This window comes from Erwinia aphidicola, from assembly GCF_014773485.1.
Taxonomy (GTDB): Bacteria; Pseudomonadota; Gammaproteobacteria; order Enterobacterales; family Enterobacteriaceae; genus Erwinia; species Erwinia aphidicola.
The window spans coordinates 490,599-516,295 of sequence record NZ_JACXBP010000001.1 but is presented as its reverse complement, the minus strand read 5'-3'; the positions used below and the strand labels follow the sequence as shown (position 1 = coordinate 516,295).

Sequence of the window (25,697 nt, the reverse complement as noted above, 5' to 3'; positions counted from 1 at the left end):
TTTCGCTTTACGCTGCCAGTTTATGCGCCGCTACGCAATTTCTGTTTTTAAATTAGGGCTATTAGCACTTAGGCCCCCTTCTTTGCTGCCCAGTTTGAATAGAGCATCACGCCGGCCCCTACCAGCAGCATGACTATCGCCGTTGGGAACATCTTCTCATTCGTCCCCCCCAACCCGCCTGCCCCCAGAAAGTAAACTGCCGCGAAGAGCGCTTTACAGGCTTTCAATACATTATTTTGCTGTTTCATGCAGATGCTGCGTACCGCCCATGCACCCAAAATTAATCCCATAAAACCTAATACTGTTCCCATTGCACGAACCTTATAAGGTTAATTAAATAACCTGTTTACGTTAATTTCACAGTTAATATTACCTGCCATATTTACGAGGCGCTACGCAAATTTGTTTGATGAATGAGATTAATTAGCCAGACGGGCGTATTTTATCGGCGGGTGCTTGAGGCTTTCTGCCTTAAGCATGTTGCAGACGGCAGAAAGAGAAAAGCCCCACTTTGACACTTAATCAAAATGAGGCCATCTCTAATGCTCCACAACATTAGGTTAGCTTCTTGCGTGCCGAAAGGCAAGGAGACGCAACCATGAAGCAGCAACGGGTGATTACGATCACCGCTCTGATTATCATCGCGGCTATTGCAGTCGTGCTGGTCAGCAGGAAAGACCTCTGTGAGGTACGCATCCGAACCGACCATACGGAGGTTGCCGTCTTTATGGCTTACGAATCCAAATCGTGATGGCAACCGGCGGGGAGCAATCCCCGCCACTTTGTTGTTGGGCTGTTAGCGCTTAAGCACCCTTCTCATTTCAACATCGTTTTGAGGTCTAAAAATTAAAGTCATATCTGGACACGCTGTTATCAGAGTGGAAACCAAAAAATACTTTGGACGGTAAATTGACACCATAGCCCTTGGGCTATATATTAACTCTATAGCCTTTAGGCTATAAGGAGCACAGGATGTGGGAAGTTAATACTTCGGACCTCTTTGATAAGTGGTTTGATAGTCAGACGGAAGAACTGCAGGAAGATATACTCGCGGGGTTAGGGCTGATTGAGGCCGGAGGGCCAAATCTTGGACGGCCATTTGTTGATACTGTACGTGACTCTAAATTTAAGAATATGAAAGAGTTGCGAGTCCAACACAAAGGCGACCCCATAAGAGCATTTTTTGCATTTGACCCTCAACGAAATGCCATCGCGTTGTGTGCTGGTGATAAGACAGGGGTCAACGAGGCTAAGTTTTATGCTGATATGATAAAAGTAGCCGATAGAACGTACCAAAAACATTTAGATAGTCTGGAGAAATAAGATGGCAAATTTAAAAGAACTGATGGCTAAACGCTCTCCAGAAAGCCAGCAGCGCATCATAGAAAGAACAAACGAGTTATTGATAGTTACAAGACTAGACCAGCTGAGAGAGGCGGCAGAAGCGTCTCAAACCGGCGTAGGTAAAGCTATGGGTATCGCACAGCCGACAGTGGCGGCGATGGAACAGCGTGGCGCAGAGATTAAAGTTTCGACCCTTAAGCGATATGTTGAAGCTATCGGTGGGACTCTCAATGTTTCTATTGTTCTCCCTAACGGAAAACATCTGGAACTAACCATGTAAGGCAGCAAAAGACTATTTATATTGTAAAATTTCAATGCGTTAAAAAAAGACCGAAGACGATTCCTGTCTTCGGTCCAGGGAAATGGCTCTTTTCAGAGCCGTGCGCTAAAAGTTGGCATTTATGCAGGCGGTTACGCCTTGCACTTTAAAAGGTAGACCAGAAGTGGGGGATTTCCAGCCAGTTGTCAACAGCCCGGCAACTGATTGTTAGCGCTGTGATCCCGGCTGCATATAACCAGAGGGTTTTGCTGCGCGGCAAGAGTTAACCGCTCAGACATTCAGGCTGGCGAACCGCGACAGGTGCGCCAGCGTTGAGGATCAGTGACAGAGTTTTTCGGCGCGGGCGATGATGGGCGCCAGGCTCTTCTTCTCGCCGGGATGAGTGGGGTCGTCTGCCAGAATCTTGTCGATAGGGAAGCCTTTTGACTGGCCGGATTTCACCTTCGCCTCAGCCTCGGCGTTGAGCGGATACTGCACCAGCGTGCCGTCATTGATGGCAAACAGCACGTTGCCCTTTTCGCAACTCAGCATGATCTCTTCGCGGGTAAACGGCCAGTTGTCTTTACCCATCTCAAAGCGGCTGACGGTTTCAATTCCGGCCATTGCGCTGCTGCTAACGCCCAGTGCTACCAATAACAGTGCCAACTTTTTCATCTCTATACCTCAAACAATAAAACTTAATCTGCCATGTGAATAATCATCGGGCTTATGACGGTTCCAGCGTGGCAAACACGCTGACCGTCAGCACGACCGCCGCCGCCAGCGCTATCTCAGCCAGCGTGGTGGTCATAAAATGTTGCTGCGCCCCTTCTCCGCTGCGCTGAAAGCGCGGCACCAGCCAGTAGCGATTAAACAGGGCGATGGCTATCATCGCCGCCACCAGCAGGGTTTTTAACAGCAGCAGCTGACTGTAAAGGCGGAAACTGCCGGGCGGCCAGCCAAGGATCAGCAGCGCGTTGACCATGCCGCTTATCAGCACCAGCGCAACCGCCAAATGGCCATAGCGCGAGAAGCGCATCATGGTACGAATCGCTTCATACTGCGGCTTATCCTGGCGTGCTAAGCGCATCAGCACCACCACCGGCACCAGTCCTCCCGCCCAGAATGCGGCAGCAATCAGATGCACCATCTGGTTAGTGCGCTGCAGCACGCCCATCCAGCCCTCAAGCATTGCCGCGTGCCCGACAAACGCCAGGCCGGCGAGCTGTGCCAGCGCCATGAGCAACAGGGCCGTCTGGCGCACACTGCCGCGCAGCCAAAGTGCGAGGCAGCCCAGCAGCGCGCAGGCTAACTGGCCCTGCCAGACCAGGCCGAACCGGGTTTGCAGCACGGCAAGCCAGGTTTCCCCATCGAGAATATCCTGCCAGCCATCGCCCATTAGCCCGGTCTGCGCGGCCAGCAGTAGCAGCGCGCTCAGGAACGTCAGCCAGCTGGCAGCGCGCATCAGCGGCATCAGCCGCTGGCTGAGTGGCTGGCGATAGTGCTCCGGGGCCAGCATAACCGTCATGGCACCCGCCCCCGCCAGCGACATCAGCGCGCTGAAGTGCACAAAACGGCACAGGATGTAGACGCCTGCCAGTGAGATCATTACGGCACGCTAAAGGTGTAGTTCCCTTTTGTCTTATGACCATCTACTGACAATACGTGCCAGCTGACCTTATACTCCTCACCCCTTTTCAGCGGCTGCTTGAACTGCACGCGCAGCGTGTCGCGCTGGCCTGGAACGCGTTTCGCCTTTAGCTGCGGCAACGGCGAGTTATCCATATGGGTCACGACGATGCCGCTAAATGCCGGCTCGACATTTTCAGTAAACTGGATGGTCAGCGCATTGGGATATTGGCTGCCCGCCGGATTTAACGAGGTGTATTCACTTTTAAGATGTGCATGAGCAGAAGCCTGCTGGGCAAAAAGAGCGGCAGTAAGTAAGCCGGAGATCTTGAAGAAGTTACGCATGAATCGCAATTATCCTTAACAATGCGCAGCGCCTTGCTGCCTGAGGCCGAAAGAATACTCCGCTTAAAAAGCAGTGTCGAGGTGATAGCAGCTATCAATCCACGCTGAAACTTGCTAATCCGTGCCTTCTGCATTACTTTCTGCCACAAACCATCGGGAGGACATTATGAGTTACAATCTGGCCACGCTGCCGCAGGATGAGAAAGACAAGGTTAACGTTGATCTGGCCGCCGCAGGCGTGGCGTTTAAAGAGCGTTATAACATGCCGGTCATCGCCGAAATGGTTGAGCGCGAGCAGCCAGAAGCGCTGCGTGACTGGTTTCGCCAGCGTCTGATGCATTATCGTCAGGCCTCGCTTTCACTCTCCCGCCTGCCCTGGGAACCTAAGCAAAAATAGCGGGTTGCGTTTTGCTCCCGCTTCGGTTGAGATAAGACACCTACTTTCTCGTCTCGGGGGAGCACCTATGTCCAGTTGGACTATCGCTGCAGCACAGTCAGGTTCACGTCCAGGGGATATTGCCTGGAACCTTCAGCACCACCTCGAATTTGTCCGCTACGCCGCTGTACACCATGTTGATCTGCTGATGTTTCCTGAACTCTCCCTGACGGGGTATGAGCTGCCGCTGATGGCGAAACTGGCGATGAGCACTGACGATCCGCGTCTGCAAGCCTTCGCCGATGCCGCGCAGGAGCATCAGATGGGGATTAGCATCGGCCTGCCGCTGCAAAGTGGTAAAAACGTGCGCCTTTCGGCACTGACCTTCCTGCCGGACGGCACCCGTCTCGCCTACAGTAAACGCAATCTCTTTGGCCCGGAGCAGCAGATATTCACCCGGGGCGAAGCCCTGCCGCTGTTTGGCTATCAGCATCACCATGTCGCCATCGCCATCTGCGCCGATATCAGCGTGGAGGAGTATGCCCGTGATGCCGCTCACCGCGGTGCCGATCTCTATGCCACCAGCGTGCTGGTGTCAGAGAACGGCTACGAGACCGATTGCGAGTACCTTGCCCGCTGGTCGCGCGAGTATAAAATGGCGATCGTTATGGCCAACCATGCGTGGCCGAGCGGGGGGTATATCTGCGCCGGGAAAAGCGCTTTCTGGGATCAGAGCGGTCGTCAGGTAGTGCGCGGCGGCGAGGGTGAGCAGCTGATTGTTGCCCGGCGCAACGCCAGCCATTGGCAGGGAGAGGCACATCCGTTACCCTGCCCGTCAAATCTGTAAACGGGAGAAGTTATGTTACGCGTGATAGACACGGAAACCTGCGGGCTGCAGGGTGGCATCGTCGAAGTGGCATCAGTCGATGTGGTGGACGGGCAGATCGTCAATCCAATGAGCGACCTGATCTCCCCCGACCGCCCTATCAGCCACCAGGCGATGGCGATCCACAGAATTACCCCAGCGATGGTGCACGGTAAACCGACCATCGAACAGGCTATCGGTCGCTATCACGGCAGCAGCCATTACGTGGCGCATAACGCCAGCTTTGACCGCCGTATGCTGCCGGAGATGCACGGTGAGTGGATCTGCACCATGACGCTGTCTCGCCGCCTGTGGCCCGGCCTCAAATACAGTAACCAGGCGCTGCGCGAGACGCTGCAACTGGACGTCGAGCCACCTGCCGATCTGCACGCCCACCGCGCGCTGTACGACTGCTACGTCACTGCCGCTTTATTGATCCGCATTATGTCGTTTAGCGGCTGGGATGCCGCCGAGATGGTGCGCCGTATGCAGGTGCAGGGCTCGGTAAATACCTTCCCGTTCGGCAAATATCGTGGGCAGAAAGTGGATGATGTCGCGAAGAAAGATCCGGGATATTTAAAATGGATGCTAAAAAATATCACGGATCTAAAGCCCGACTTACGCAGTGCTATGCAGCGGGCGCTGAGCGCGGTTGATTAAGCGTTCTGACCGGGCAGCAGTCCGGTCGCCAGCGCGATAAGAAACGCATATTCCAGCGCCACGCCTTCATACGCTTTAAAACGTCCTGATTTACCGCCGTGGCCGGAATCCATATCGGTGTCCAGCAACAGCAGGTTGTCATCGGTCTTCAGCTCGCGCAGTTTTGCCACCCATTTTGCCGGTTCCCAGTACTGCACCTGGGAGTCATGCAGCCCGGTCGTCACCAGCAGGTGCGGATAGGCCTGGGCGCTGACGTTGTCATACGGGCTGTACTGTTTGATGTAGTGGTAATACTTTTCGTCGTTGGGGTTGCCCCACTCATCATACTCACCGGTGGTCAGCGGGATAGTCTCATCCAGCATGGTGGTGACGACGTCAACAAACGGCACCTGCGCGACGACACCGTGGAAACGCTCCGGCACACTATTGATTACGCTCCCCATCAGCAGGCCACCGGCGCTTCCGCCCATGGCGTAAAGTTTTGCCGGGTCGCCGTAACTTTTTTCCACCAGCGCATTGGTAATGTCGATAAAGTCGTGAAAAGTGTTGAGCTTATTCAGCAGACGCCCATCGTCGTACCACTGCTGGCCCATCTCGCCACCGCCGCGAATATGCGTCAGGGCAAAGACAAAACCACGGTCAAGCAGGCTGAGACGGCTGGCGCTGAAGTCGGCATCCATGCTGCTGCCGTAAGAACCATAGCCGTACACTAACAGTGGATTGCTGCCTGGCGTAAAGCTGTCCTTGCGGTAAACCAGCGAAACCGGTACTTCAACGCCGTCACGCACGCTGATCCACAGACGCTCGCTGAGGTACTCACCGGCATCAAACCCCTTCACTTCGGTCTGCTTCAGCACTTCGCGCTCGCCGCTGTCGAGATCCAGCTCAAACAGCGTATCGGGTGTGGTCATTGAGGAGTAGCCATAGCGCAGCTTGCTGCTGTCCGGGCTGGGGTTGTAGCCGATCCAGGTGACATAGGCCGGGTCATCGAAAGCAATGGCGCTGCTCTCCCCGCTCTGCCAGTTGATCTGCCGCAGGCTGGTCAACCCACGCTCGCGCTCCTCCACCACCAGCCAGTCGCGAAACAGCGCATAACCCTCCAGCACGATGTTGTTACGCGGGGCAATCAACGTCTGCCAGTGCTGCTCGTCGAAACGCTCACTGCGGTATAAGCCGAAATTTTTGCCTTCGCGGTTGGAACGTATATAGAACTGTTGCTGGTAGTGATCCACGCTGTATTCGTGATCCTTGCGGCGCGGGCTGAAAACCTGCGGCTGCGCATCCGGCTGCTCAGCATCCAGCAGCAGGATCTCACTGGTGGTGCTGCTGCCAAGCGCAATAGCCACAAACTGCTCAGAGGTGGTCTTATAAACGCTGATGTAGAACGTATCGTCCAGCTCCTCATACACCAGCTGGTCCTGAGACTGCGGCGTCCCAAGCGTATGGCGCCAGACCTGATAAGGCAGCAGCGTCTTTTTGTCTTTCAATACATAGTAGAGCGTGCGCGAGTCGGCCGCCCAGGTCATGCTGGAAGCCACGCCTTCCAGCACCTCCGGATACCACTCCCCGCTGCGTAAATTGCGCAGGCGGATGCCATACACCCGGCGCGAGAGGAAATCTTCCGCCACCGCCATCACTTGGTTATCCGGGCTGATCGCCACGCCGCCTAAGGTATAGAACTCGCTGTCTGCCGCACGCTCGTTGCCGTCCAGCAGCGTATCCCAGACGTCCGGGGTTGTGGTCTCAGCAGGCTGGCGGGTATAGAGGGTGTACTCATTGCCCTCTTCATAGCGGCTCTGATAGCGGTAGCCTTTTTTCACATAGGGCACTGAGTGGTCACGCTGGGGGATGCGCCCGACAATTTCCTTCAGCAGCTGTTCCTGTAGCGCCTGCTGCGGCAGTAATGCCGCTTTGCAGTGATCATTTTCAGCGCGCAGATGCGCCAGCACCTGCGGGTTTTCACGCTCATCGTCGCGCAGCCAGTAGTAGTTATCGGTGCGCGTATCGCCGTGCAGCGACATCACATGAGGGATTTTTTGTGCTTTAGGAGGTGTCATATTATCTTCGCGGTTGCTGTGTCTGTCTGTAAGGTTGGCAGCAACCCGGCTGATTGCCAAGGGGTTATGGCGAACAATCTGGCAATCAGCACGGGGGATGAGCTGAAAGGCGATAACTTCACCGCCTTCAGGTTCAGGCAGGAAGTTTTTGTTTTTCGGCGCGGATGTCCGTTTCAATCGACTGCCGCACGTCGGCGGGGATTTTCAACGCATCGCCCAGCGCCTGCAGGTAGCTGCGCTCCATAAAGTGGTCGACGTCGATCACCAGATTGCTGAGGAAATAGACTTCCAGCGCTTCCTCTTCATTTTTCACATCCGCAGCCAGCGTATTCGGGTCCAGTGGCCGGTCGATGGCGCGCTGAACAATCTGCTCGGCCTGCGTGCCCAATCCCGACTGGTGAATATGCTGATCGATGGCTTTGCGCTCTTCTGCATCAATATGCCCGTCGCTTTTTGCCGCGAACACCAGCGCTTCAATCAGTCGTTCAGCGCGGCGATCGACCGGCGTGCTCTGCTGGCCGAACTGCGGCTCATCCTGATGCGTTTCGCTGACGCGCTGCTTATATTTATTCCACAGCACGGCACCTGCGGCGGCGCTGCCGCCAATGATTAGCGCATTTTTACCGTATTTAGCCAGCAATCCACGCGATGACTTACTGGCAATCAGTAATCCAGCCAGCCCGCCGAGTGCCCCGGGCGCCAGCATCTTGCTCAGGCCTTCACCACCGGACGATTTACCCGCTTTGCCTAATACCGTCTGAATCTGTTGCAGCCAGTTGCTCATACTCACTCCTTCATTGCCAGAAAACACCACAATAGGTGACCCCGCGTCAGGAAACGTCAAAGCATGAAAAGGCGCTAAAATTTTCACTGTTTGTTACCGTTCCCCTGCTGGTGGAGACGGTAATTTGTTCCTATTTTAAAAGGCCAGGGGAAAACAGCTTAAGGAGCCACATGAGATTTTCAACCAATCCACTCTTTATCAATACCGTACTGTTAGGGGGCAACCCGCAGGAGAAGCTTGCAGCCGCTGCCCAGGCAGGTTTCGCTCAGGTTGAATTGTGGCAGCAGGATGTTGAGGCAGCAGAAGGTGGCGTGGAAACTCTGACGGCGTTATGCCGTTCGCGCTCGCTTGGTCTGACCGATTACCAGGTTCTGCTGGACTTTGACGGGGCACCGGACGATCTGCGCGACAGCAAGCGCCAGGAAGCCCTGCGGATGATGACCACGGCACAGCAGCTGGGGGCATCTACCGTACTGGTTCCCGCCTCAACCCATGCGCGCTGCCAGGCTGAACGGGTGGAAGACGATCTGCGCTGGCTGGTGGCGCAGGCCGCCGGGCGGGGATTACGCGTGGCGTATGAAGCGATGGCCTGGAGCCAGCAGATCAATAACACCGCCGCCGCCTGGCAGCTGGTGAAGCGCATCGATGCGCCCAACCTGGGGCTGGTCGTTGATGCCTTTCATATATTTGTACGCCAGCGCAGCGTTGAAGATTTGGCGGGTATTCCGGCAGACAAAATTTATCTGGTGCAGCTCTCCGACCTCGACAAGCAGCCGGAAGATGGCAGTCTGGTTGATGTCGCCCGTCATCAGCGCCTGCTGCCGGGAGAGGGCCATTATCCGCTGGAGGATTTACTGGGCCATTTGCAGAGGATTGACTACCGCGGGCCAATAGGACTGGAGGTGTTTAACGATCGGCGTAAGGCGGCCGATCCGTTTGCTACGGCAGCAGCGGCAATGAATGCCCTGCGTAGCGTACTGTAAGGTTGAAGCATGCGTCCCCAGGGGCCAGGGTCAGGCATGCCTGACCCCTACAGGGCAGGTTAAACCGCGCGCAGTTTGCCTTCGGCGGCGTCTTCGCTGCCGTCGGCCGCGCTGCTCTCTTCCGGCAGCTTGCCGGTGCGCAGGATCTGCTGCAGCGCATCTTTATTCTCGGCCAGGTAGAGGCCAAGCGCCTCGCCCTGCTGCTCGTCTATCTCCAGCGGGCTGGCGCTCAGCCAGTCAGAGAACACTTCCGCCATGTCGAGCATCTTGTCGTAGGCATCGGCTTCTTTCTTGCTGGCAAATGTCATCTTTTCCTCACCTTTTCTGACGACAACGTATTTGATCTCAACAGCCATGATTTTCGTCCCGTTTAACTGTATTTTTATACAGTATAGCAGCGGCGCTTTTTTGACTCAAGTGCAAACTGCCGGATGAATACGCAAACGTTTTCGTTTATACTGCGCGCGTTTTTTTAATCCATTCAGGTAGAGATTATGACGACTCTTGGAACCGCGCTGCGCCCTGCAGCAACCCGCGTAATGCTGTTAGGATCTGGTGAACTGGGCAAAGAGGTGGCGCTGGAGTGCCAGCGTCTGGGCGTGGAAGTTATCGCCGTTGACCGTTACGCAGATGCCCCGGCAATGCACGTTGCGCACCGAAGTCATGTTATCAACATGCTGGATGGCGCCGCGCTGGCTGCGCTGGTCGCCCAGGAGAAACCGGACTTTGTGGTGCCGGAAATCGAAGCGATTGCCACCGATATGCTGATCGAGCTGGAAAAACAGGGCCAGCACGTGGTGCCCACCGCCCGCGCGGCTAAGCTGACCATGAATCGCGAAGGTATCCGCCGCCTGGCGGCAGAAGAGCTGGCGCTGCCTACCTCAACCTACCAGTTCGCCGACAGCCGTGAAGCCTTTCTCGCAGCGGCTGATGAGATTGGCTTCCCGTGCATCGTCAAGCCCGTCATGAGCTCCTCCGGCAAGGGTCAGAGCTTTATTCGCACAGCCTCGCAGCTGGATGCCGCCTGGGAATATGCCCAGCAGGGTGGCCGTGCCGGCGCGGGCCGCGTCATCGTTGAAGGCGTGGTGAAGTTTGATTTTGAAATTACGCTGCTGACTATTAATGCGGTTGACGGTATCCACTTCTGTGCGCCCATCGGCCACCGTCAGGAAGATGGTGACTACCGCGAATCCTGGCAGCCGCAGCAGATGAGCGAACTGGCTCTGCAGCGCGCGCAGGATATTGCGCAGAAAGTGGTTACCGCCCTTGGCGGTCGCGGCCTGTTTGGCGTGGAGCTGTTTGTCTGTGGTGATGAGGTGGTGTTTAGCGAAGTCTCCCCGCGCCCGCACGATACCGGAATGGTCACGCTGATTTCGCAGGATGTTTCCGAGTTCGCGCTGCACGTGCGTGCGTTCCTTGGCCTGCCCGTTGGCGGCATTCGTCAGTACGGTCCGGCGGCATCGGCAGTGATCCTGCCAGAACTGGACAGCACTAACGTGCAGTTTGGCAATCTGACAGCAGCACTCGGGGCGGGTTTACAGCTGCGCCTGTTTGGCAAGCCGGAAATTCAGGGTAAGCGTCGGCTGGGCGTGGCGCTGGCCACCGGTCATGATATTGATGATGCGGTACAGCGTGCCGTCGCAGCGGCTGCTCAGGTTAAAGTCAGCGGGTAATTGGCAGGCGGTAAAACTCAGGGCGCTGATATCAGCGCCCTTTTTTCATCTCTGCTCGCTTAACGTGCACCCGCCACCGCTTCGCGCGCCAGCTGGGTAATACGCTCATAATCCCCTGCTTCCAGCGCGTCGGCGGGCACCAACCAGGAACCACCGATGCAGAGCACGCTTTTCAGCGCCAGATAGTCGCGATAGTTTGCCGGAGAGATCCCGCCCGTCGGGCAGAAACGCACCTGCGGGAACGGGCCGCCAATCGCCTGCAGGGCTTTCACGCCGCCGTTAGCTTCCGCCGGGAAGAACTTAAATTCGCGCAGGCCATAGTCAAGACCGGTCATCAGCTCAGACACGGTACTGATGCCGGGGATCAGCGGCACAGAGCCGGCAACGGCCGCCTTCAGCAGCGGTTCAGTCAGCCCCGGGCTGATAATAAACTGCGCGCCAGCATCGGTCACTTCCTGCAGCTGCTGTGCGTTTAACACCGTCCCTGCACCGACAATCGCCTCTGGCACTTCACGCACCATCGCTTTCAGGGCATCCATCGCACAGGGAGTACGCAGCGTCACTTCCAGCACGCGCACGCCGCCCGCCACCAGCGCTTTCGCCATCGGTACCGCGTGCTCCAGCTTGTTGACTACGATAACCGGAACGACCGGGCCGGTGGTGAGGATCTGTTCTGCGCTTGTTTTCCAGTGACTCATCTGTGACCTTCTCCTGTCGGGCCTGCCTTCCGTCCTGGCGGATCGTTGCAGGCAAAAGTGACGCCTACAGCGTCAGGAATATGATTGCGTGCTCTACCATACAGGAGAAAGCCCGCAGGCGTCTATGCCACCTGATCATTTTTAAAATGGAGGTTCATTTTTAATGAATCTGAATTTTGACCATAAAAAAACCCGCCGAAGCGGGTTTTACTGTTCAGGCATGAACTACTCGAATTCATTCCATGAGCGACCATCGCGGGTGATCATCGCGACGGAAGCCACCGGCCCCCAGGTGCCCGCCTGATAAGGCTTAGGCGCTTCTTTATCGGCAGCCCAGGCATCCATAATCGAGTCGACCCACTTCCACGCCTCTTCCACTTCATCACGGCGCACGAACAGTGCCTGAATACCGCGCATGGTTTCCAGCAGCAGGCGCTCATAGGCATCTGCCAGGTGCGACTGGTTGAAGGTTTCTGAGAAGCTCAGATCCAGCTTGGTAGTCTGCAGGTTGTGCTTGTGGTCCAGGCCTGGCACTTTATTCAGGATCTGAATATCCATGCCTTCATCCGGCTGCAGGCGAATGGTCAGTTTGTTCTGCGGCAGCTCCTGCCAGGTATCTTTGAACAGGTTCAGCGCCGGATTCTTGAAGTAGACCACCACTTCAGAACATTTGGTCGGCAGACGCTTACCGGTACGCAGGTAGAACGGCACGCCCGCCCAGCGCCAGTCGTCGATATCCACGCGGATAGAGACGAAGCTTTCCGTGGTGCTGGTTTTGTTCGCTCCCTCTTCTTCCAGGTAGCCAGGCACTTTTTTGCCCTGCACGAAGCCGGACGTGTATTGGCCACGCACGGTTTTTTCACGCACGTTGGTGTGGTCAATACGGCGCAGGGAGCGCAGCACTTTCACTTTTTCATCGCGGATACGGTCGGCAGAGAGGTCCGCCGGCGGTGACATCGCCACCATGGTCAGAACCTGCAGCAGGTGGTTCTGGATCATATCGCGCATCTGGCCAGCCTGGTCAAAGTAACCCCAGCGGCCTTCGATTCCCACTTCTTCGGCCACGGTAATCTGCACGTGGTCGATGGTGCGGTTATCCCAGTTGGAGGCAAACAGCGAGTTAGCAAAACGCAGCGCCAGCAGGTTAAGCACCGTCTCTTTACCGAGGTAGTGGTCGATACGGAAAACCTGGCTCTCGTCGAAGTACTCACCGACCTGATCGTTAATTTCCTGCGAGGTCGCCAGCGAGGTGCCCAGCGGTTTTTCCATCACTACGCGCGCCGGGTGCGCATTCAGCTTGGCAGTGCCCAGCCCTTTACAGATCGCGCCGAAAGTGCTTGGTGGCATAGCGAAATAGTTGATAGTGACGCGTTTTTTCTGGTCCAGCATCTTACCGAGGCGGGGGAAATGACTGCTGTCGTTCACATCCAGGTTGCAGAAATCGAGGCGGTTGCTGAGCTTATCCCACAGCGCTTCGTCGATTTTCTCCTTCATGAAGGTTTCCAGCGCTTCACGCACCACCTTGGTATAGGCTGCTTTATCCCACTCAGCGCGGCCAACGCCGATGATGCGGGAGTCCTCATGGATCTGACCGGCTTTTTCTAATTGGTACAGTGAGGGCAACAGTTTCCGGCGTGCAAGGTCGCCTTTGGCACCGAAAATGACCAGATCGCATGCCTGGGCTGTTTGTGTAACCGCCATTTCATTCTCCTCGTTGCAGGATTAGCCTGTCCCTAAAATTCCGTAGTCAGACAGACTCTTATTGTAATTTTGTTTCAATACAATGTACTGCTTTTGCCCGGTCCGCGTAAACCAGCCGGACGCACTCAGGCACAATGTATTCAACCAATGCCTAATTTAGTGACAAACCTCAGGGGGTGGCACTCAGTTTGTGCGTAATTTTTCGACATTTTTGTTACTGTTATTACAGTTGTGAAAATCAGACACAGCTCAAACTCTGGCAAAAAATGTAAAGTATTGTCGTTATGCTACTGACACCGGGCCTGTAGCGCATTGTATATTCTCTACAAAATGACATCGATTTCTCCTTTGATTGAAATCGTCAGAATGTATGAGCGGGTAGCAATATGAATATGCTGGAAAAAATTCAGTTACAACTGGAAAATTTGAGCAAATCCGAACGCAAGGTGGCAGAAGTGATCCTCGCCTCCCCGGCCACCGCGATGCACTCCAGCATTGCGCTGCTGGCACGTGCAGCCGGCGTCAGCGAACCGACGGTTAATCGCTTCTGCCACCGTCTGGATGCCAACGGTTTTCCAGATTTTAAACTCCAGCTGGCTCAAAGCCTGGCAAACGGCACGCCCTATGTCAGCCGTAATGTTGAACAGGATGACAGCGTCGAGTCCTATTCCGGCAAAATTTTCGAATCGGCGATGGCCGGTCTCGACCGGGTGAAACAGAGTCTGGACGTTAATGCCGTCAATCGCGCGGTCGATCTGCTCACCCAGTCGAAGAAAATCGCCTTTTTTGGCCTGGGCGCATCCGCCGCTGTCGCGCACGATGCGATGAATAAATTTTTTCGCTTCAATGTCCCCGTCATCTATTCAGATGATATTGTGATGCAGCGCATGAGCTGTATGAACAGCGGTGAAGGCGATGTGATGGTGCTGATCTCCCATACCGGGCGCACCAAAAGTATGGTCGAACTGGCAATGCTGGCCCGTGAAAATGATGCCACCGTGCTGGCTATCACCTCTCCCGGCTCGCCACTTGCCCGCGAGGCCACACTGGCTCTGACGCTGGACGTTCCCGAAGACACCGATATCTATATGCCAATGGTTTCCAGACTGGCGCAGCTCACCCTGATTGACGTTCTGGCCACCGGTTTCACCCTGCGGCGCGGGGCGAAATTTCGCGATAACCTGAAGCGGGTGAAAGAAGCCCTCAAGGATTCACGCTTCGAGAAAGAGAGCCTGATTTCTGCTCTGACGCGCCAGTAATTAACCGTTTTTTAATCAGTAACGACGGTAAAGGGTCGAATTCATCTGGCCCATATCATATAACTAGAGATACAGCCTAAGTAGTGCTTGCTCCCGCAACACCACACTCAAAGTCAACGGAGTTATACATGTCAAGACGTCTCAGAAGAACCAAGATCGTAACCACTTTGGGGCCCGCCACCGATCGCGATAACAACCTTGAAAAAGTCATCGCGGCGGGCGCCAATGTCGTTCGTCTGAACTTCTCACATGGCACAGCAGAAGATCACCAGATGCGTGCAGATAAAGTGCGTGAAATTGCGGCTAAGCTGGGGCGGCATGTGGCGATTCTGGGTGACCTTCAGGGCCCTAAAATTCGTGTTTCAACCTTCAAAGAGGGCAAAGTGTTCCTGAATATCGGCGAACGCTTCCTGCTGGATGCCAGCCTCGGTAAAGGTGAAGGCGACCGTGAAAAAGTCGGTATTGACTATAAAGGCCTGCCGGCTGACGTGGTTCCAGGGGATATTCTGCTGCTGGATGATGGTCGCGTGCAGCTGAAAGTGCTGGAAGTCCAGGGCATGAAGGTGTTTACCGAAGTGACCGTTGGCGGCCCGCTTTCTAATAATAAAGGCATCAACAAGCTCGGCGGCGGCCTGTCTGCTGAAGCGCTGACGGAAAAAGATAAGGCTGACATTCTGACCGCAGCCAAAATCGGCGTTGATTACCTTGCCGTCTCCTTCCCGCGCTGCGGAGAAGACCTGAACTATGCGCGCCGCCTGGCGCGTGAAGCGGGCTGCGAAGCGAAAATCGTCTCCAAAGTTGAGCGTGCCGAAGCCGTTGCCAGCCAGGAAGCGATGGATGACATCATTCTCGCCTCTGATGTGGTCATGGTCGCCAGGGGGGATCTGGGGGTTGAAATCGGCGATCCGGAACTGGTGGGTATTCAGAAAGCGCTGATCCGTCGTGCGCGCCAGCTCAACCGCTCCGTGATCACCGCGACCCAGATGATGGAATCGATGATCACTAACCCAATGCCTACCCGTGCAGAGGTGATGGACGTGGCGAACGCCGTACTGGACGGCACCGATGCCGTGATGCTGTCGGCCGAAACCGCAGCGGGACAGTATCCGGCGGAAACCGTTTCAGCAATGGCGAAAGTGTGCCTGGGCGCGGAGAAAATCCCCAGCATTAACGTCTCCAAGCACCGCCTCGACGTGCAGTTCGACAACATCGAAGAAGCGATTGCCATGTCGGCGATGTATGCCGCCAACCATCTGCAGGGCGTTACCGCAATTATCACTATGACCGAATCCGGTCGTACTGCACTGATGACCTCGCGTATCACCTCCGGCCTGCCGATCTTCGCCATGTCGCGCCACGAGCGCACGCTGAACCTGACCGCGCTCTATCGCGGCGTGACGCCAGTGTTCTTTGACAGCAACAATGATGGCGTAGCGGCAGCGCACGACGCCATTAACCTGCTGCGTGAAAAAGGTTTCCTGATGTCGGGCGATCTTGTCATCGTCACTCAGGGTGATGTGATGAGCACCACTGGCACCACCAATACCAGCCGCGTACTGCGCGTCGAGTAATCCGCAATAGGATTGGGCCGCTCAGGCCCAATCTTTTCTCACCTTTCTTCCGGCAATCATGCCGCCAGCTTTCCCTTTTATCTCCTCTTCCAGAATATTTTTCACCTATAAAACCTCTTTTTTGTGACTTACATCACACTCATGATATTAGCTTTGCTTATGCAATCTTTGTCACATTAATCCTATTGAATGATAATAATTACTATTTATAATCTCATTCACACTTTTACTACGGCATTAACAGCGGTTTAAACCCCACTGAAAGGAGTTTTATTACCTTACATCGCTAAAACCCACGCTTTAACCTATTGACCGGAAAACAGTAACCGGCAAAAAACATTAAACATACTGAACTGACGCAGCGCGTCAGGCGGATCGTGCTGTCAGGAAAATATGACGGCTGGGCTTCTTACGCAAAAAATAAGGTGACGGGTATGGTCTTTCGTTCGCAAACCGCACAGTCAGAGGCGCCATCTCTGCCCGCGGAAAAATTCATTTTCAATGATGCGCAGCTGCAAGCGTACTCCCGCCAGACGGAGCGGGCAGTCGCGCTGATTGCCAGTACCTTCCACAATGTAGAAAAACCCTTTAGCGGCATCCTGCCGCATGAGCTGGCACCGGCGTTCGCCAGCGTCGACCTTGACCGGCCACTGGCTGACGAAGAGTCTGCGCTGGCTGAACTCCAGCAGCTGTGGCTTAAGGACGCCGTGTGGTTCCACCATCCCAAATACATTGCCCACCTCAACTGTCCGGTGGTGCTCCCTTCCCTGCTGGCCGAACAGCTGATGGCCGCCGTGAACAGCTCGGTGGATACCTGGGACCAGAGCGCAGGCGCTACGCTGATCGAGCAGAAGGTGATTGACTGGACGCTGAAACGCTGTGGCCTGCCCGCCAGCGCCGACGGCATTTTCACCAGCGGCGGCACGCAGTCAAACCTGATGGCGATGCTGCTGGCGCGTGACAGCGGGTACGAGCGCAGCCATCCCGGGCGCACCATCAAGCAGAACGGGCTGCCTGCCGACGCCAGTAAATGGCGCATTTTCACTTCCGGCCTCAGCCACTTCAGCATTCAAAAATCCGCAGCGCTGCTGGGATTAGGCTACGACGCGGTGATCCCAGTGGCGCACGATGACAAGTTCCGTATGGATGCCGGGGAGCTGCAGCGCGAGATTGAAGCCTGTCTGCAGCAGGGATTAATCCCGATTGCCGTGGTCGCCACCAGCGGCACCACCGATTTTGGCAGTATTGATCCCCTGCCCGCCATTGCCGCACTCAGCCGCCGCTACGGGCTATGGATGCACGTCGACGCTGCCTACGGCTGCGGGCTGCTGGTGTCAAACCTGCACCGCGAGCGGCTGGAGGGCATTGAACTGGCGGACTCGGTGACGGTGGATTATCACAAATCCTTCTTCCAGACCGTCAGCTGCGGCGCCTTCATGGTGCGCGATAAACGCCATCTGCGCCACGTCACGCATCACGCCGACTACCTGAACCCGCTCAGCGCGCAGCAGGAAGGCACGCCAAATCTGGTGAATAAAAGCATTCAAACCACCCGCCGCTTCGACGCGCTGAAAATGTGGCTGACGCTGCGCATTATGGGCGCAGAAACGCTCGGCAGCGCATTTGACGGCCTGCTGGAGCGCTGTCAGCAGACGCACCAGCTGCTGCGCGATCACCCGGTGATGGAGGTGCTGCACGCCCCCGAACTGACCACTCAGGTGTTTCGTCTGGTGCCGAAAGCAGGCTACAGCGATGCGCAGCTCGATGAGCTGAATACCGGGGTGCGCAAGGCGCTGTTCCGCTCTGGCAATGCCGTGGTCGCCGGAACCAAAGTGGATGGCCGTCAGTATCTGAAAATCACCCTGCTCAACCCCAATACCACCCTCGCTGACCTGCAGGATACCCTCGCGCTTATCGTTCATTACGGGCGCGAGCTGCTCAGCCAGCCGCGCACAGGAGGCCAGCATCATGAGTAAAATTTACGATTTTATCGGCATTGGCATCGGACCGTTCAACCTCAGCCTTGCCTGCCTGACCGAGCCGCTGGAGGATCTCGATGGCCTCTTCCTCGATCAGAATCCCGGCTTCGACTGGCACACCGGCATGATGCTGGAGAGCGCGCATCTGCAGACGCCGTTTATGGCCGACCTGGTAACGCTGGCTGACCCCACCAGCCGCTTCAGCCTGCTCAACTACATGAAGCAGCAGGGCAAGATTTACTCATTTTACATCCGCGAAGATTTCTTCCTGATGCGCAAAGAGTACAACCTCTACTGCCAGTGGGCCGCCGCTCAGCTGACTAATCTGCGCTGGAACAGCCGGGTTGATGACGTCAGCTGGGATGAGCCGCTGCAGTGCTACCGCGTGCGCAGCCACGACAGCCGCAGCGGGGAGCGCCAGCAGTGGCTGACGCGCCGCCTGGTGTTGGGCACCGGCCCGCAGGCCTGGCTACCGGAGTGCAGCAAGCCGCATCAGCAGCGTCTGACGCACTCCAGCCAGTACCTGGTGAACAAAGCCCAGCTGCAGCAGAAGCGTTCGATTACCGTACTCGGCAGCGGCCAGAGCGCGGCGGAGATCTACTATGACCTGCTTGGCGACATCGATAAATTTGGCTACCAGCTCAACTGGGTGACCCGCGCCCCGCGCTTCTACCCGCTGGAGTACAGCAAGCTGACGCTGGAGATGACCTCGCCGGAGTGGGTGGATTACTTCCACCAGCTGCCTGCGGAGAAGCGCGATAGCCTCAACGCCCAGCATAAGAACCTCTATAAAGGCATCAACAGCGAGCTGATTAACGCGATTTATGACCTGATGTACGTTAAGCAGCTGGACGGTGCGCTTGACGTCAATCTGTTTACCCACTCGGCCCTCACCGCTCTGCGCTGGCTGCCGCAGGGCGGATTTGAGCTAACGCTGCATCAGCAGGAGCAGGACCGCAGCTACACGCGCCGCAGCGAGGGCATCGTCATGGCGACTGGCTATCACTATCAGCCGCCGCAGTTTATTGAGGGGATCGCCCAGCGGCTGCGCTGGGATGATAAAGGCCGCTACGACGTGCAGCGTAACTACAGTATCGACCGCAACAATCAGGTGTTTGTGCAGAACGCAGAGCTGCATACCCACGGCTTTGTCACCCCGGACCTCGGCATGGCGTGCTACCGCAACTCGGTGCTGATCCGCGAACTGACCGGGCGGGAAGTCTATCCCGTTGAGCGCCGCATCGCCTTCCAGACCTTCCCCGCCTGCGAGGAGCAGTAATATGTTGTCATCCGCTATTTTCACCACCTCACGTCCGGCGGGAGCGTTCTCGCTGCGCCCGCTGCAGCCTGAAGATGCCGCCGTAATCCACAGCTGGGTAACGCGCGACTACGCCCGCTTCTGGGGCATGCAGCAGGACACGCTGGAGCAGGTCAGCCAGTTTTATCAGCAGCTGACCGCCAGCGATCCGCACGCAGCGCTGGTTGGCTGCTGCGACGGCGAACCGGTGTTTCTCATCGAGTGCTATCAGGCGCAGCGCGATGAAGTCGGTAAGTATTATCCGGCGCGCGACGGCGACTACGGGATGCACATCCTCATCGCCCCCGCTACTCAGCCGCGTCCGCAGTTCAGCTGGCAGGTGTTTACCGTGGTGATGGACTTTATGTTCAGTCGCCCTGAGGTCCAGCGCGTGGTGGTCGAACCGGATGTAAATAACGCCAGGATCCACCCGCTAAATAAGCGTGCCGGCTTCCAGTACCAGCACCAGATTGATATGGGGCACAAAACCGCGTGGCTGGCGTTTTGCCAGCGCGAAGATTACCAACAGGCACTGCAACAGGAGACCCTGACCATGACCACCCCTTCCCCGCTGCTGAGCGGCAGCCATCTGCCCGGTCCCCACTGGGAACAGGCTAACCGCCTGCTGCTGCGCAAAGCCATTGCCGAGTTCTCACACGAGCTGATTATCACGCCGCAGGCGCTGGGCGATGACCGCTATCGCCTGCCCGTTCCGGCCAGCGAGTGCGAATATCAGTTCCGCGCCCGGCGCATGGCGCTCGATCACTGGGCAATCGACGAACAGTCGCTGCAAAAGCTGAACAACGGCGCGCCGCTGCCGCTGGATGCGCTGCAGTTTATCGTCGAGTTCAATCAGCAGATCGGTATTCCACCCAACCTGCTGGCGACCTACATGGAGGAGATCACCAGCACGCTGTGCAGCTCGGTCTTCAAGCTGCAAAAAAACAGCCTCAGCAGCGCCGAACTGGTTCGCGCCGATTTCCAGACGGTAGAAGCCGCCATGAGCGAAGGCCATCCCTGCTTTGTCGCCAACAATGGCCGCATCGGTTTTGATGCCCGTGATTACCTGGCCTATGCACCGGAAGCCGCCGCGCCGATCAATCTGATCTGGGTTGCGGTGCATCGCCGCAATGCGCACTTTGCCAGCCTGGATGAGCTGGAGTATCAGCAGCTGATGCGCGATGAGCTGGGCGATACTACCCTGGCCGCCTTCCATCAGCAGCTCGATAATCTGGGCGTGGCGCAGCAGGACTATCTGCTGATGCCGGTCCATCCGTGGCAGTGGTACAACAAGCTGCTGACGGTGTTCGCCGCCGATATTGCCGCCCGCGATATTATCTGGCTGGGAGCGGGGGATGATGTTTACCAGGCACAGCAGTCGATCCGCACCTTCTTCAACCGCAGCCAGCCGACGAAACGCTACGTCAAAACCGCGCTGTCGGTGCTGAACATGGGCTTTATGCGCGGCCTGTCGCCGTACTATATGGCGACCACCCCGGCGATCAATCACTGGCTGGCAGAGCTGGTGAAAAATGACAGCTGGCTGCAGCAGTGCGATTTCCGCATCCTGCGCGAAGTGGCGGCTATCGGCTATCACAACCGCTATTACGAGCAGGCCATCAGCGGCGACTCGGCCTACAAGAAGATGTTTGCCGCCCTGTGGCGCGATAACCCGATGGCACAGCTGCAGCCCGGCCAGCGGCTGATGACCATGGCGTCATTCCTGCACCTTGATGCCAACCAGCAGCCGCTGCTGCCTGCGCTGATTGCCGATTCAGGCCTCGACGCGGCCGACTGGGTCGCGCGCTATCTGCGCTGCTACCTCAGCCCGCTACTGCACTGCTTCTATCAGCACGACCTGGTGTTTATGCCGCACGGCGAGAACCTGATCCTGCTGCTGCAGAACAATATTCCGGTCAGCGCCTATATGAAAGATATCGGCGAAGAGATTGCGGTGATGAACCCGGATGCCGAGCTGCCGGATAACGTGCAGCGCCTGGCAGTGGACGTGCCGGAACCGCTAAAGCTGCTGTCGATCTTCACCGACGTCTTCGACTGCATCTTCCGCTTCGTCAGCGCCATTCTCGACCAGTCCGGCACGCTACCCGAAGCGCGTTTCTGGCAGGCCGTGGCTCACTGCGTGCAGGAGTATCAGCAGGCGCATCCACAGTTTGCCCGCAAGTTTGCGCGCTACGATCTGTTTGCCGAAACGTTCCAGCGCTCCTGCCTTAACCGCCTGCAGCTGGCGAACAACCAGCAGATGATCAATCTGGCCGATCCGGCAGAGAACCTGAAGTTTTCCGGCGTATTGCACAATCCGATTGCCCGTTTTAGATAATTCATAATTGTGCAGTGTTATCAGGTAAAAATGCGGTATGTTAGCGCGGTCGCTCAGGCGGCCGCGCTTTTTTTACTTTTCATTAATTCCAGGAGGGAGCCGGAATGGCGTCATTTATCCCCATAGCAAACCTTACCCGGCGACATCTGATTTTCCCGCTGTCACTGGTGCTGTTTGAGTTTGCCACCTATATCGCCCACGATATGATCCAGCCCGGCATGCTGCTGGTGACCAGCGAGTTTAAGGTCGGTCCGGAGTGGGTATCTGCCTCGCTGACCGCCTATCTGATTGGCGGCATTGTGCTGCAGTGGCTGCTCGGGCCGCTGTCCGACAAGCTCGGCCGCCGCCCGGTGATGCTCTCAGGCGTCGCCTTCTTTATGCTGACCTGTATGGCGACCCACTGGGTGCAGAGCATTGAGCAGTTTGTCCTGCTGCGTTTCCTGCAGGGCATCAGCCTGTGCTTTATCGGCGCCGTCGGTTATGCCGCCATACAGGAAGCATTCGACGAGGCCCTGAGCGTGCGCATTATGGCGCTGATGGCGAACGTTGCCCTGCTGGCGCCGTTAGCGGGCCCGCTGGCGGGTGCGGCATTCCTTGAGTTCAGCGACTGGCGCACCATGTTCTGGCTGTTTGGCGTGGTGACCGCCGTGGCGCTGGTTGGACTGTGGCGTACCATGCCGGAAACCGCAGGCGACAGGCAGATGTCGCTGTCGCTGAAATCACTCGGCAAAGGCTACCTGGCACTGGTGAAGGACCGTCAGGTGATGAGCGGTTCGCTGGCGATAGGCCTGGTCACCATTCCCTGCCTGGCCTGGGTGGCGCTGTCGCCGGTGATCCTGATCCACGACGAGGGGCTGTCGCGCATGGACTATGCGCTGCTGCAGCTGCCGGTGTTTGTCGCGATGATTGCCGGTAACCTGACGCTGGGTAAGCTGGCCTCCCGCGTGCCAATCGACTTCCCGCTGCGCCTGGGTGCCTGGCCAATCCTTCTGGGGCTGGGGATTGCCGCCATTGCCGCGCTGATCGACGGCCACAGCTATCTGTGGCTGACTGCCGGGCTGAGCATCTATGGCTTCGGCACCGGGCTGGTCAATGCCGGGCTGTATCGTCTGACGCTGTTTTCCAGCAGCGCAGGCAAAGGCAGCGTGGCCGCGATGCTCGGTATGGTGAGTATTCTGGTGTTCGCGCTGGGGATTGAGCTGGCGAAGTTTGCTTACTTCAGCGATGGCACGCGTGCTTTCAGCCTGGCAAATCTGGCCTGCGGCCTGCTCTGGTGCTGGCTGGTGCGTGCGTTCCTGCGTGAGAGAAAGCGCCGTTCGGCGTTGGATTGATAATCAGAAGGTGATGTGATGTTGTGTAGGGGCGGACCCTCTTTTTCGGTCCGCCCTTGAAGTCGTTGCGGGTCGACCAGAACAGCGGTCGCCCCCTACGCGCAAACTGCTTATTTCTTCGGGTACAGCTCTTTACGATCGTAGGGCTCAACCTCACCCGGACGACGCGTTTTGATCAGCTTGAGGATCCAGGTGTACTGCTCCGGGTTCGGGCGCACAAAGATTTCGACCTCTTCATTCATCCGCCGCGCCAGTTTTTGATCGTTCACATCCACCAAATCATCCATCGGCGGGCGCAGCCAGATATCCAGCATATGCGTTTTGCTGTCGTACACCGGGAACAGCGGCACCACTCTGGCGCGGCACACTTTCATCATGCGGCCCAGCGCGGGTAGCGTGGCTTTATAGGTGCCGAAGAAATCGACAAACTCGCTGTGCTCGGCACCGTGGTCCTGATCGGGCAGATAGTAGCCCCAGTAACCCTGACGGATAGAGCTGATAAACGGTTTGATACCATCATTACGGGCGTGCATACGGCCACCAAAACGGCGACGTACGCTGTTCCAGACATAGTCCATCACCGGATCGCTCTGGTTATGGAACATCGCCGCCATCGGCTGCCCTTCGGAAGCCAGCACCATTGCCGGAATATCGACCGCCCAGCCGTGCGGCACAAGGAAGATCACATTCTGACCCGCTGCGCGCATCGGTTCGATAATCTCACGGCCGTGCCAGCGAATGCGTTTGATTGCGCTCTTCGGGCGGATAGCCAGCTCGCCCATCATCGCCATCGACTGCGGTGCCGTGGCAAACATCTCATCGACAATCTGCTCGCGCTCGGCTTCGGTCTTCTCAGGCATGCAGTACAGCAGGTTAATCTGCGCACGACGTCGCGCGCTGCGCGCCAGCTTGCCGGCAAAACGCCCCAGCGCACCCAGCAGCGGGTCGCGCAGACGCGGGGAAACCAGCGCCAGACCAGCAAAGGCACCTACCGCCAGCCAGCTCCCCCAGTAACGCGGTAAAAGAAAGGATTTCTGAAAGGTGGGTATAAACTCAACGTTACTTTTTTTTCTGTTTTCCATGCACTGGCCTCGAACAATAACGGGCTTATGATAGTGCTGACGGGCAAATTTGCAATGTTATTGGTCATTTAGCCTCTGCCTGCCTAAAAAAAAAGCCGACGGCAACACCCATCGGCTCAGTTTTCATGCAGCTGAATTATTCAAATCGCAGCTTGGGCACCACTTCACGCACCTGCGCAAGGTAGTCGCGACGCTCTTTACCGGCCAGCCCTTCCATACGCGGCAGCTTGGCCGTTAATGGGTTGACTGCCTGATTGTTAATCCAGATTTCGTAATGCACGTGAGGCCCGGTGGAGCGCCCGGTATTGCCGGACAGCGCAATACGGTCACCGCGTTTCACCTTCTGACCTGGCTTCACCAGCAGCTTTTTCAGGTGCATATAGCGCGTCATATACTGGCGACCGTGGCGGATAGCCACATAGTTGCCCGCAGCGCCGCTGCGCTTGGAGACGATCACTTCACCATCACCCACCGCCAGCACCGGGGTACCGACCGGCACGGCAAAGTCGACGCCTTTGTGCGGCGCGATACGCCCGGTGACCGGGTTGACGCGGCGCGGATTAAAGTTAGAGGAGACGCGGTACTGTTTCACCGTGGGGAAACGCATAAAGCCGCGCGCCAGACCGGAACCACTGCGGTCATAGAACTTGCCGTCTTCAGCGCGGATAGCGTAGTAATCTTTGCCCCCGCTGCTCATACGCACGCCCTGCAGTTCGCTCTGCTCGCTTTTACCGTCCATCATTTCACGCGACATCAGCACCGCGAAGCGATCGCCTTTGCGCAGCTTGCGGAAATCCATCTGCCACTGCAGTGATTTGATCACCGCGCTGATTTCGCCGCCGGTCAGGCCTGCCGAGCGGGCGCTGCTGACGAAGCTGCCGTTAACCACGCCGCTCAGTACCTTGTTCTGCCACTCGCCCTTCTGCATCGCCGCGGAAGATTTAAAGCCTTCGCCGGAACGATCGTAAGTACGGGTTTCACGGCGGGAAACTTCCCAACTGAGGCGCTGAAGCTGACCATCATCGGTGAGCGTCCACGACAGCTGCTGGCCGATCTGAAGATTACGCAGGTCTTTATCCGCCTTCACCAGCTGGCTGATATCAGACATATCAATGCCATACTGATTCAGTACGCTGCTGAGCGTGTCGCCGGTGGAAACGACATAGTCGTGCGTGCCGCTTTCATCCGGCACATCCTCATCGATTTCATCTTTAGGCACATCATCAGCGGGGGACGGCGTATCTTGATCGATAGGTTCACTGGCTTCCGGGAGCAGCGTGCGCAGCTCACTCTTTTCCAGCTCGACCGTTTTCACAATCGGGCTTTCACTGCCAGGATGATAAACGTAAGGCCGCCAGACGGTGACGGCCAGAGTTACGACGGTGAGCGACCCCAGCATGATGCGGTGAGGTCGGGGTAAATTATTGAACGCTATGGCGACAGCGCGGGCAATCTGCTGCACTTAA

Annotated in this window: 25 protein-coding genes; 14 read left to right on the top strand and 11 right to left on the bottom strand. The window is 56.7% G+C overall.

The window, feature by feature from the left end; translation table 11 throughout:
- Positions 1 to 68 precede the first annotated feature (68 nt).
- Positions 69 to 311, bottom strand: a complete 243-nt coding sequence (locus ID864_RS02450; protein WP_062818242.1) for a hypothetical protein — start codon at positions 309 to 311, stop codon at positions 69 to 71.
- A gap of 287 nt (positions 312 to 598) precedes the next feature.
- On the opposite strand from ID864_RS02450, the gene ID864_RS02445 reads away from it, so the two are divergent.
- The 3 genes from ID864_RS02445 to ID864_RS02435 all read left to right on the top strand — a co-directional run bounded on the left by ID864_RS02445 (position 599) and on the right by ID864_RS02435 (position 1,624).
- Positions 599 to 751: a Hok/Gef family protein gene (locus ID864_RS02445; RefSeq protein WP_048915852.1), complete on the top strand. Its 153-nt coding sequence runs from the start codon at positions 599 to 601 to the stop codon at positions 749 to 751.
- Positions 752 to 972: 221 nt separating this feature from the next.
- Positions 973 to 1,323: a type II toxin-antitoxin system RelE/ParE family toxin gene (locus tag ID864_RS02440; protein ID WP_048915851.1), complete on the top strand. Its 351-nt coding sequence runs from the start codon at positions 973 to 975 to the stop codon at positions 1,321 to 1,323.
- Position 1,324: 1 nt separating this feature from the next.
- On the top strand, positions 1,325 to 1,624 hold the full coding sequence (locus tag ID864_RS02435) for a helix-turn-helix domain-containing protein (RefSeq protein ID WP_048915850.1): 300 nt from the start codon (positions 1,325 to 1,327) through the stop codon (positions 1,622 to 1,624).
- A 318-nt stretch (positions 1,625 to 1,942) separates the two neighbouring features.
- Here ID864_RS02435 and ID864_RS02430 read toward each other — a convergent pair whose 3' ends face one another.
- Genes ID864_RS02430 through copC form a run of 3 tightly spaced genes read right to left on the bottom strand, consistent with a single transcriptional unit; the run spans position 1,943 to position 3,577 of the window.
- On the bottom strand, positions 1,943 to 2,278 hold the full coding sequence (locus ID864_RS02430; RefSeq protein WP_048915849.1) for a YebY family protein: 336 nt from the start codon (positions 2,276 to 2,278) through the stop codon (positions 1,943 to 1,945).
- Between the two features lie 52 nt (positions 2,279 to 2,330).
- Positions 2,331 to 3,212, bottom strand: a complete 882-nt coding sequence (copD, locus tag ID864_RS02425; RefSeq protein WP_224750360.1) for a copper homeostasis membrane protein CopD — start codon at positions 3,210 to 3,212, stop codon at positions 2,331 to 2,333.
- Entirely contained in the window at positions 3,212 to 3,577 is a 366-nt protein-coding gene (gene copC, locus ID864_RS02420) for a copper homeostasis periplasmic binding protein CopC (RefSeq protein WP_048915848.1), read from the bottom strand. Before copC ends, copD begins: the two co-directional genes overlap by 1 nt.
- Before the next feature lie 166 nt (positions 3,578 to 3,743).
- Between copC and ID864_RS02415 the strand changes: the two genes are divergently transcribed.
- The 3 genes from ID864_RS02415 to exoX all read left to right on the top strand — a co-directional run bounded on the left by ID864_RS02415 (position 3,744) and on the right by exoX (position 5,478).
- Entirely contained in the window at positions 3,744 to 3,974 is a 231-nt protein-coding gene (locus ID864_RS02415; RefSeq protein ID WP_048915847.1) for a DNA polymerase III subunit theta, read from the top strand.
- A gap of 67 nt (positions 3,975 to 4,041) precedes the next feature.
- Complete coding sequence (locus ID864_RS02410) at positions 4,042 to 4,800, top strand: carbon-nitrogen hydrolase family protein (RefSeq protein ID WP_048915846.1); 759 nt, start codon at positions 4,042 to 4,044, stop codon at positions 4,798 to 4,800.
- Positions 4,801 to 4,812: 12 nt separating this feature from the next.
- Positions 4,813 to 5,478, top strand: a complete 666-nt coding sequence (gene exoX / locus ID864_RS02405; RefSeq protein ID WP_099755032.1) for an exodeoxyribonuclease X — start codon at positions 4,813 to 4,815, stop codon at positions 5,476 to 5,478.
- Here exoX and ID864_RS02400 read toward each other — a convergent pair.
- The gene (locus ID864_RS02400; protein ID WP_191149353.1) at positions 5,475 to 7,535 is read right to left on the bottom strand and encodes a prolyl oligopeptidase family serine peptidase; all 2,061 of its coding nucleotides are present in this window, start codon (positions 7,533 to 7,535) and stop codon (positions 5,475 to 5,477) included. The two genes, exoX and ID864_RS02400, sit on opposite strands and share 4 nt — an antisense overlap.
- A gap of 133 nt (positions 7,536 to 7,668) precedes the next feature.
- On the bottom strand, positions 7,669 to 8,319 hold the full coding sequence (locus ID864_RS02395; RefSeq protein WP_048915843.1) for a tellurite resistance TerB family protein: 651 nt from the start codon (positions 8,317 to 8,319) through the stop codon (positions 7,669 to 7,671).
- A gap of 170 nt (positions 8,320 to 8,489) precedes the next feature.
- Between ID864_RS02395 and ID864_RS02390 the strand changes: the two genes are divergently transcribed.
- On the top strand, positions 8,490 to 9,302 hold the full coding sequence (locus ID864_RS02390; protein WP_191149352.1) for a sugar phosphate isomerase/epimerase family protein: 813 nt from the start codon (positions 8,490 to 8,492) through the stop codon (positions 9,300 to 9,302).
- Between the two features lie 59 nt (positions 9,303 to 9,361).
- Here the strand turns inward: ID864_RS02390 and ID864_RS02385 are convergent, their stop codons facing one another.
- Entirely contained in the window at positions 9,362 to 9,658 is a 297-nt protein-coding gene (locus ID864_RS02385) for a YebG family protein (protein WP_099755035.1), read from the bottom strand.
- Positions 9,659 to 9,796: 138 nt separating this feature from the next.
- Here ID864_RS02385 and purT point away from each other — a divergent pair, with 138 nt between their 5' ends.
- On the top strand, positions 9,797 to 10,975 hold the full coding sequence (purT, locus tag ID864_RS02380; protein ID WP_191149351.1) for a formate-dependent phosphoribosylglycinamide formyltransferase: 1,179 nt from the start codon (positions 9,797 to 9,799) through the stop codon (positions 10,973 to 10,975).
- 59 nt (positions 10,976 to 11,034) lie between these two features.
- Here purT and ID864_RS02375 read toward each other — a convergent pair whose 3' ends face one another.
- Both ID864_RS02375 and zwf read right to left on the bottom strand, forming a co-directional pair.
- On the bottom strand, positions 11,035 to 11,673 hold the full coding sequence (locus ID864_RS02375) for a bifunctional 4-hydroxy-2-oxoglutarate aldolase/2-dehydro-3-deoxy-phosphogluconate aldolase (protein WP_048915839.1): 639 nt from the start codon (positions 11,671 to 11,673) through the stop codon (positions 11,035 to 11,037).
- A 225-nt stretch (positions 11,674 to 11,898) separates the two neighbouring features.
- Positions 11,899 to 13,374 (bottom strand): glucose-6-phosphate dehydrogenase, encoded by a 1,476-nt coding sequence (gene zwf, locus ID864_RS02370; RefSeq protein ID WP_048915838.1) that lies wholly within the window; start codon positions 13,372 to 13,374, stop codon positions 11,899 to 11,901.
- Positions 13,375 to 13,760: 386 nt separating this feature from the next.
- Between zwf and ID864_RS02365 the strand changes: the two genes are divergently transcribed.
- The 6 genes from ID864_RS02365 (at position 13,761) to ID864_RS02340 (ending at position 23,149) form a co-directional block, all read left to right on the top strand.
- The gene (locus tag ID864_RS02365) at positions 13,761 to 14,633 is read left to right on the top strand and encodes a MurR/RpiR family transcriptional regulator (protein WP_048915837.1); all 873 of its coding nucleotides are present in this window, start codon (positions 13,761 to 13,763) and stop codon (positions 14,631 to 14,633) included.
- Between the two features lie 128 nt (positions 14,634 to 14,761).
- Positions 14,762 to 16,204, top strand: a complete 1,443-nt coding sequence (pyk, locus tag ID864_RS02360) for a pyruvate kinase (protein WP_048915836.1) — start codon at positions 14,762 to 14,764, stop codon at positions 16,202 to 16,204.
- Positions 16,205 to 16,638: 434 nt separating this feature from the next.
- A complete protein-coding gene (locus tag ID864_RS02355) occupies positions 16,639 to 18,180 on the top strand; it encodes a pyridoxal phosphate-dependent decarboxylase family protein (RefSeq protein WP_191149350.1) in 1,542 nt (513 codons plus the stop codon).
- Complete coding sequence (locus ID864_RS02350; RefSeq protein ID WP_224750359.1) at positions 18,173 to 19,462, top strand: lysine N(6)-hydroxylase/L-ornithine N(5)-oxygenase family protein; 1,290 nt, start codon at positions 18,173 to 18,175, stop codon at positions 19,460 to 19,462. The genes ID864_RS02355 and ID864_RS02350 overlap by 8 nt, the downstream gene beginning before the upstream one ends.
- A 1-nt stretch (position 19,463) precedes the next feature.
- Positions 19,464 to 21,818, top strand: a complete 2,355-nt coding sequence (locus ID864_RS02345; protein ID WP_099753925.1) for a GNAT family N-acetyltransferase — start codon at positions 19,464 to 19,466, stop codon at positions 21,816 to 21,818.
- Between the two features lie 104 nt (positions 21,819 to 21,922).
- Positions 21,923 to 23,149, top strand: a complete 1,227-nt coding sequence (locus tag ID864_RS02340) for an MFS transporter (protein WP_048915831.1) — start codon at positions 21,923 to 21,925, stop codon at positions 23,147 to 23,149.
- A gap of 110 nt (positions 23,150 to 23,259) precedes the next feature.
- Here ID864_RS02340 and lpxM read toward each other — a convergent pair whose 3' ends face one another.
- Positions 23,260 to 24,231, bottom strand: coding sequence for a lauroyl-Kdo(2)-lipid IV(A) myristoyltransferase (gene lpxM / locus ID864_RS02335; protein ID WP_099753926.1), 972 nt, complete (start codon positions 24,229 to 24,231; stop codon positions 23,260 to 23,262).
- 136 nt (positions 24,232 to 24,367) lie between these two features.
- Positions 24,368 to 25,693 (bottom strand): murein DD-endopeptidase MepM, encoded by a 1,326-nt coding sequence (mepM, locus tag ID864_RS02330; protein WP_048915829.1) that lies wholly within the window; start codon positions 25,691 to 25,693, stop codon positions 24,368 to 24,370.
- Positions 25,694 to 25,697: the final 4 nt, after the last annotated feature.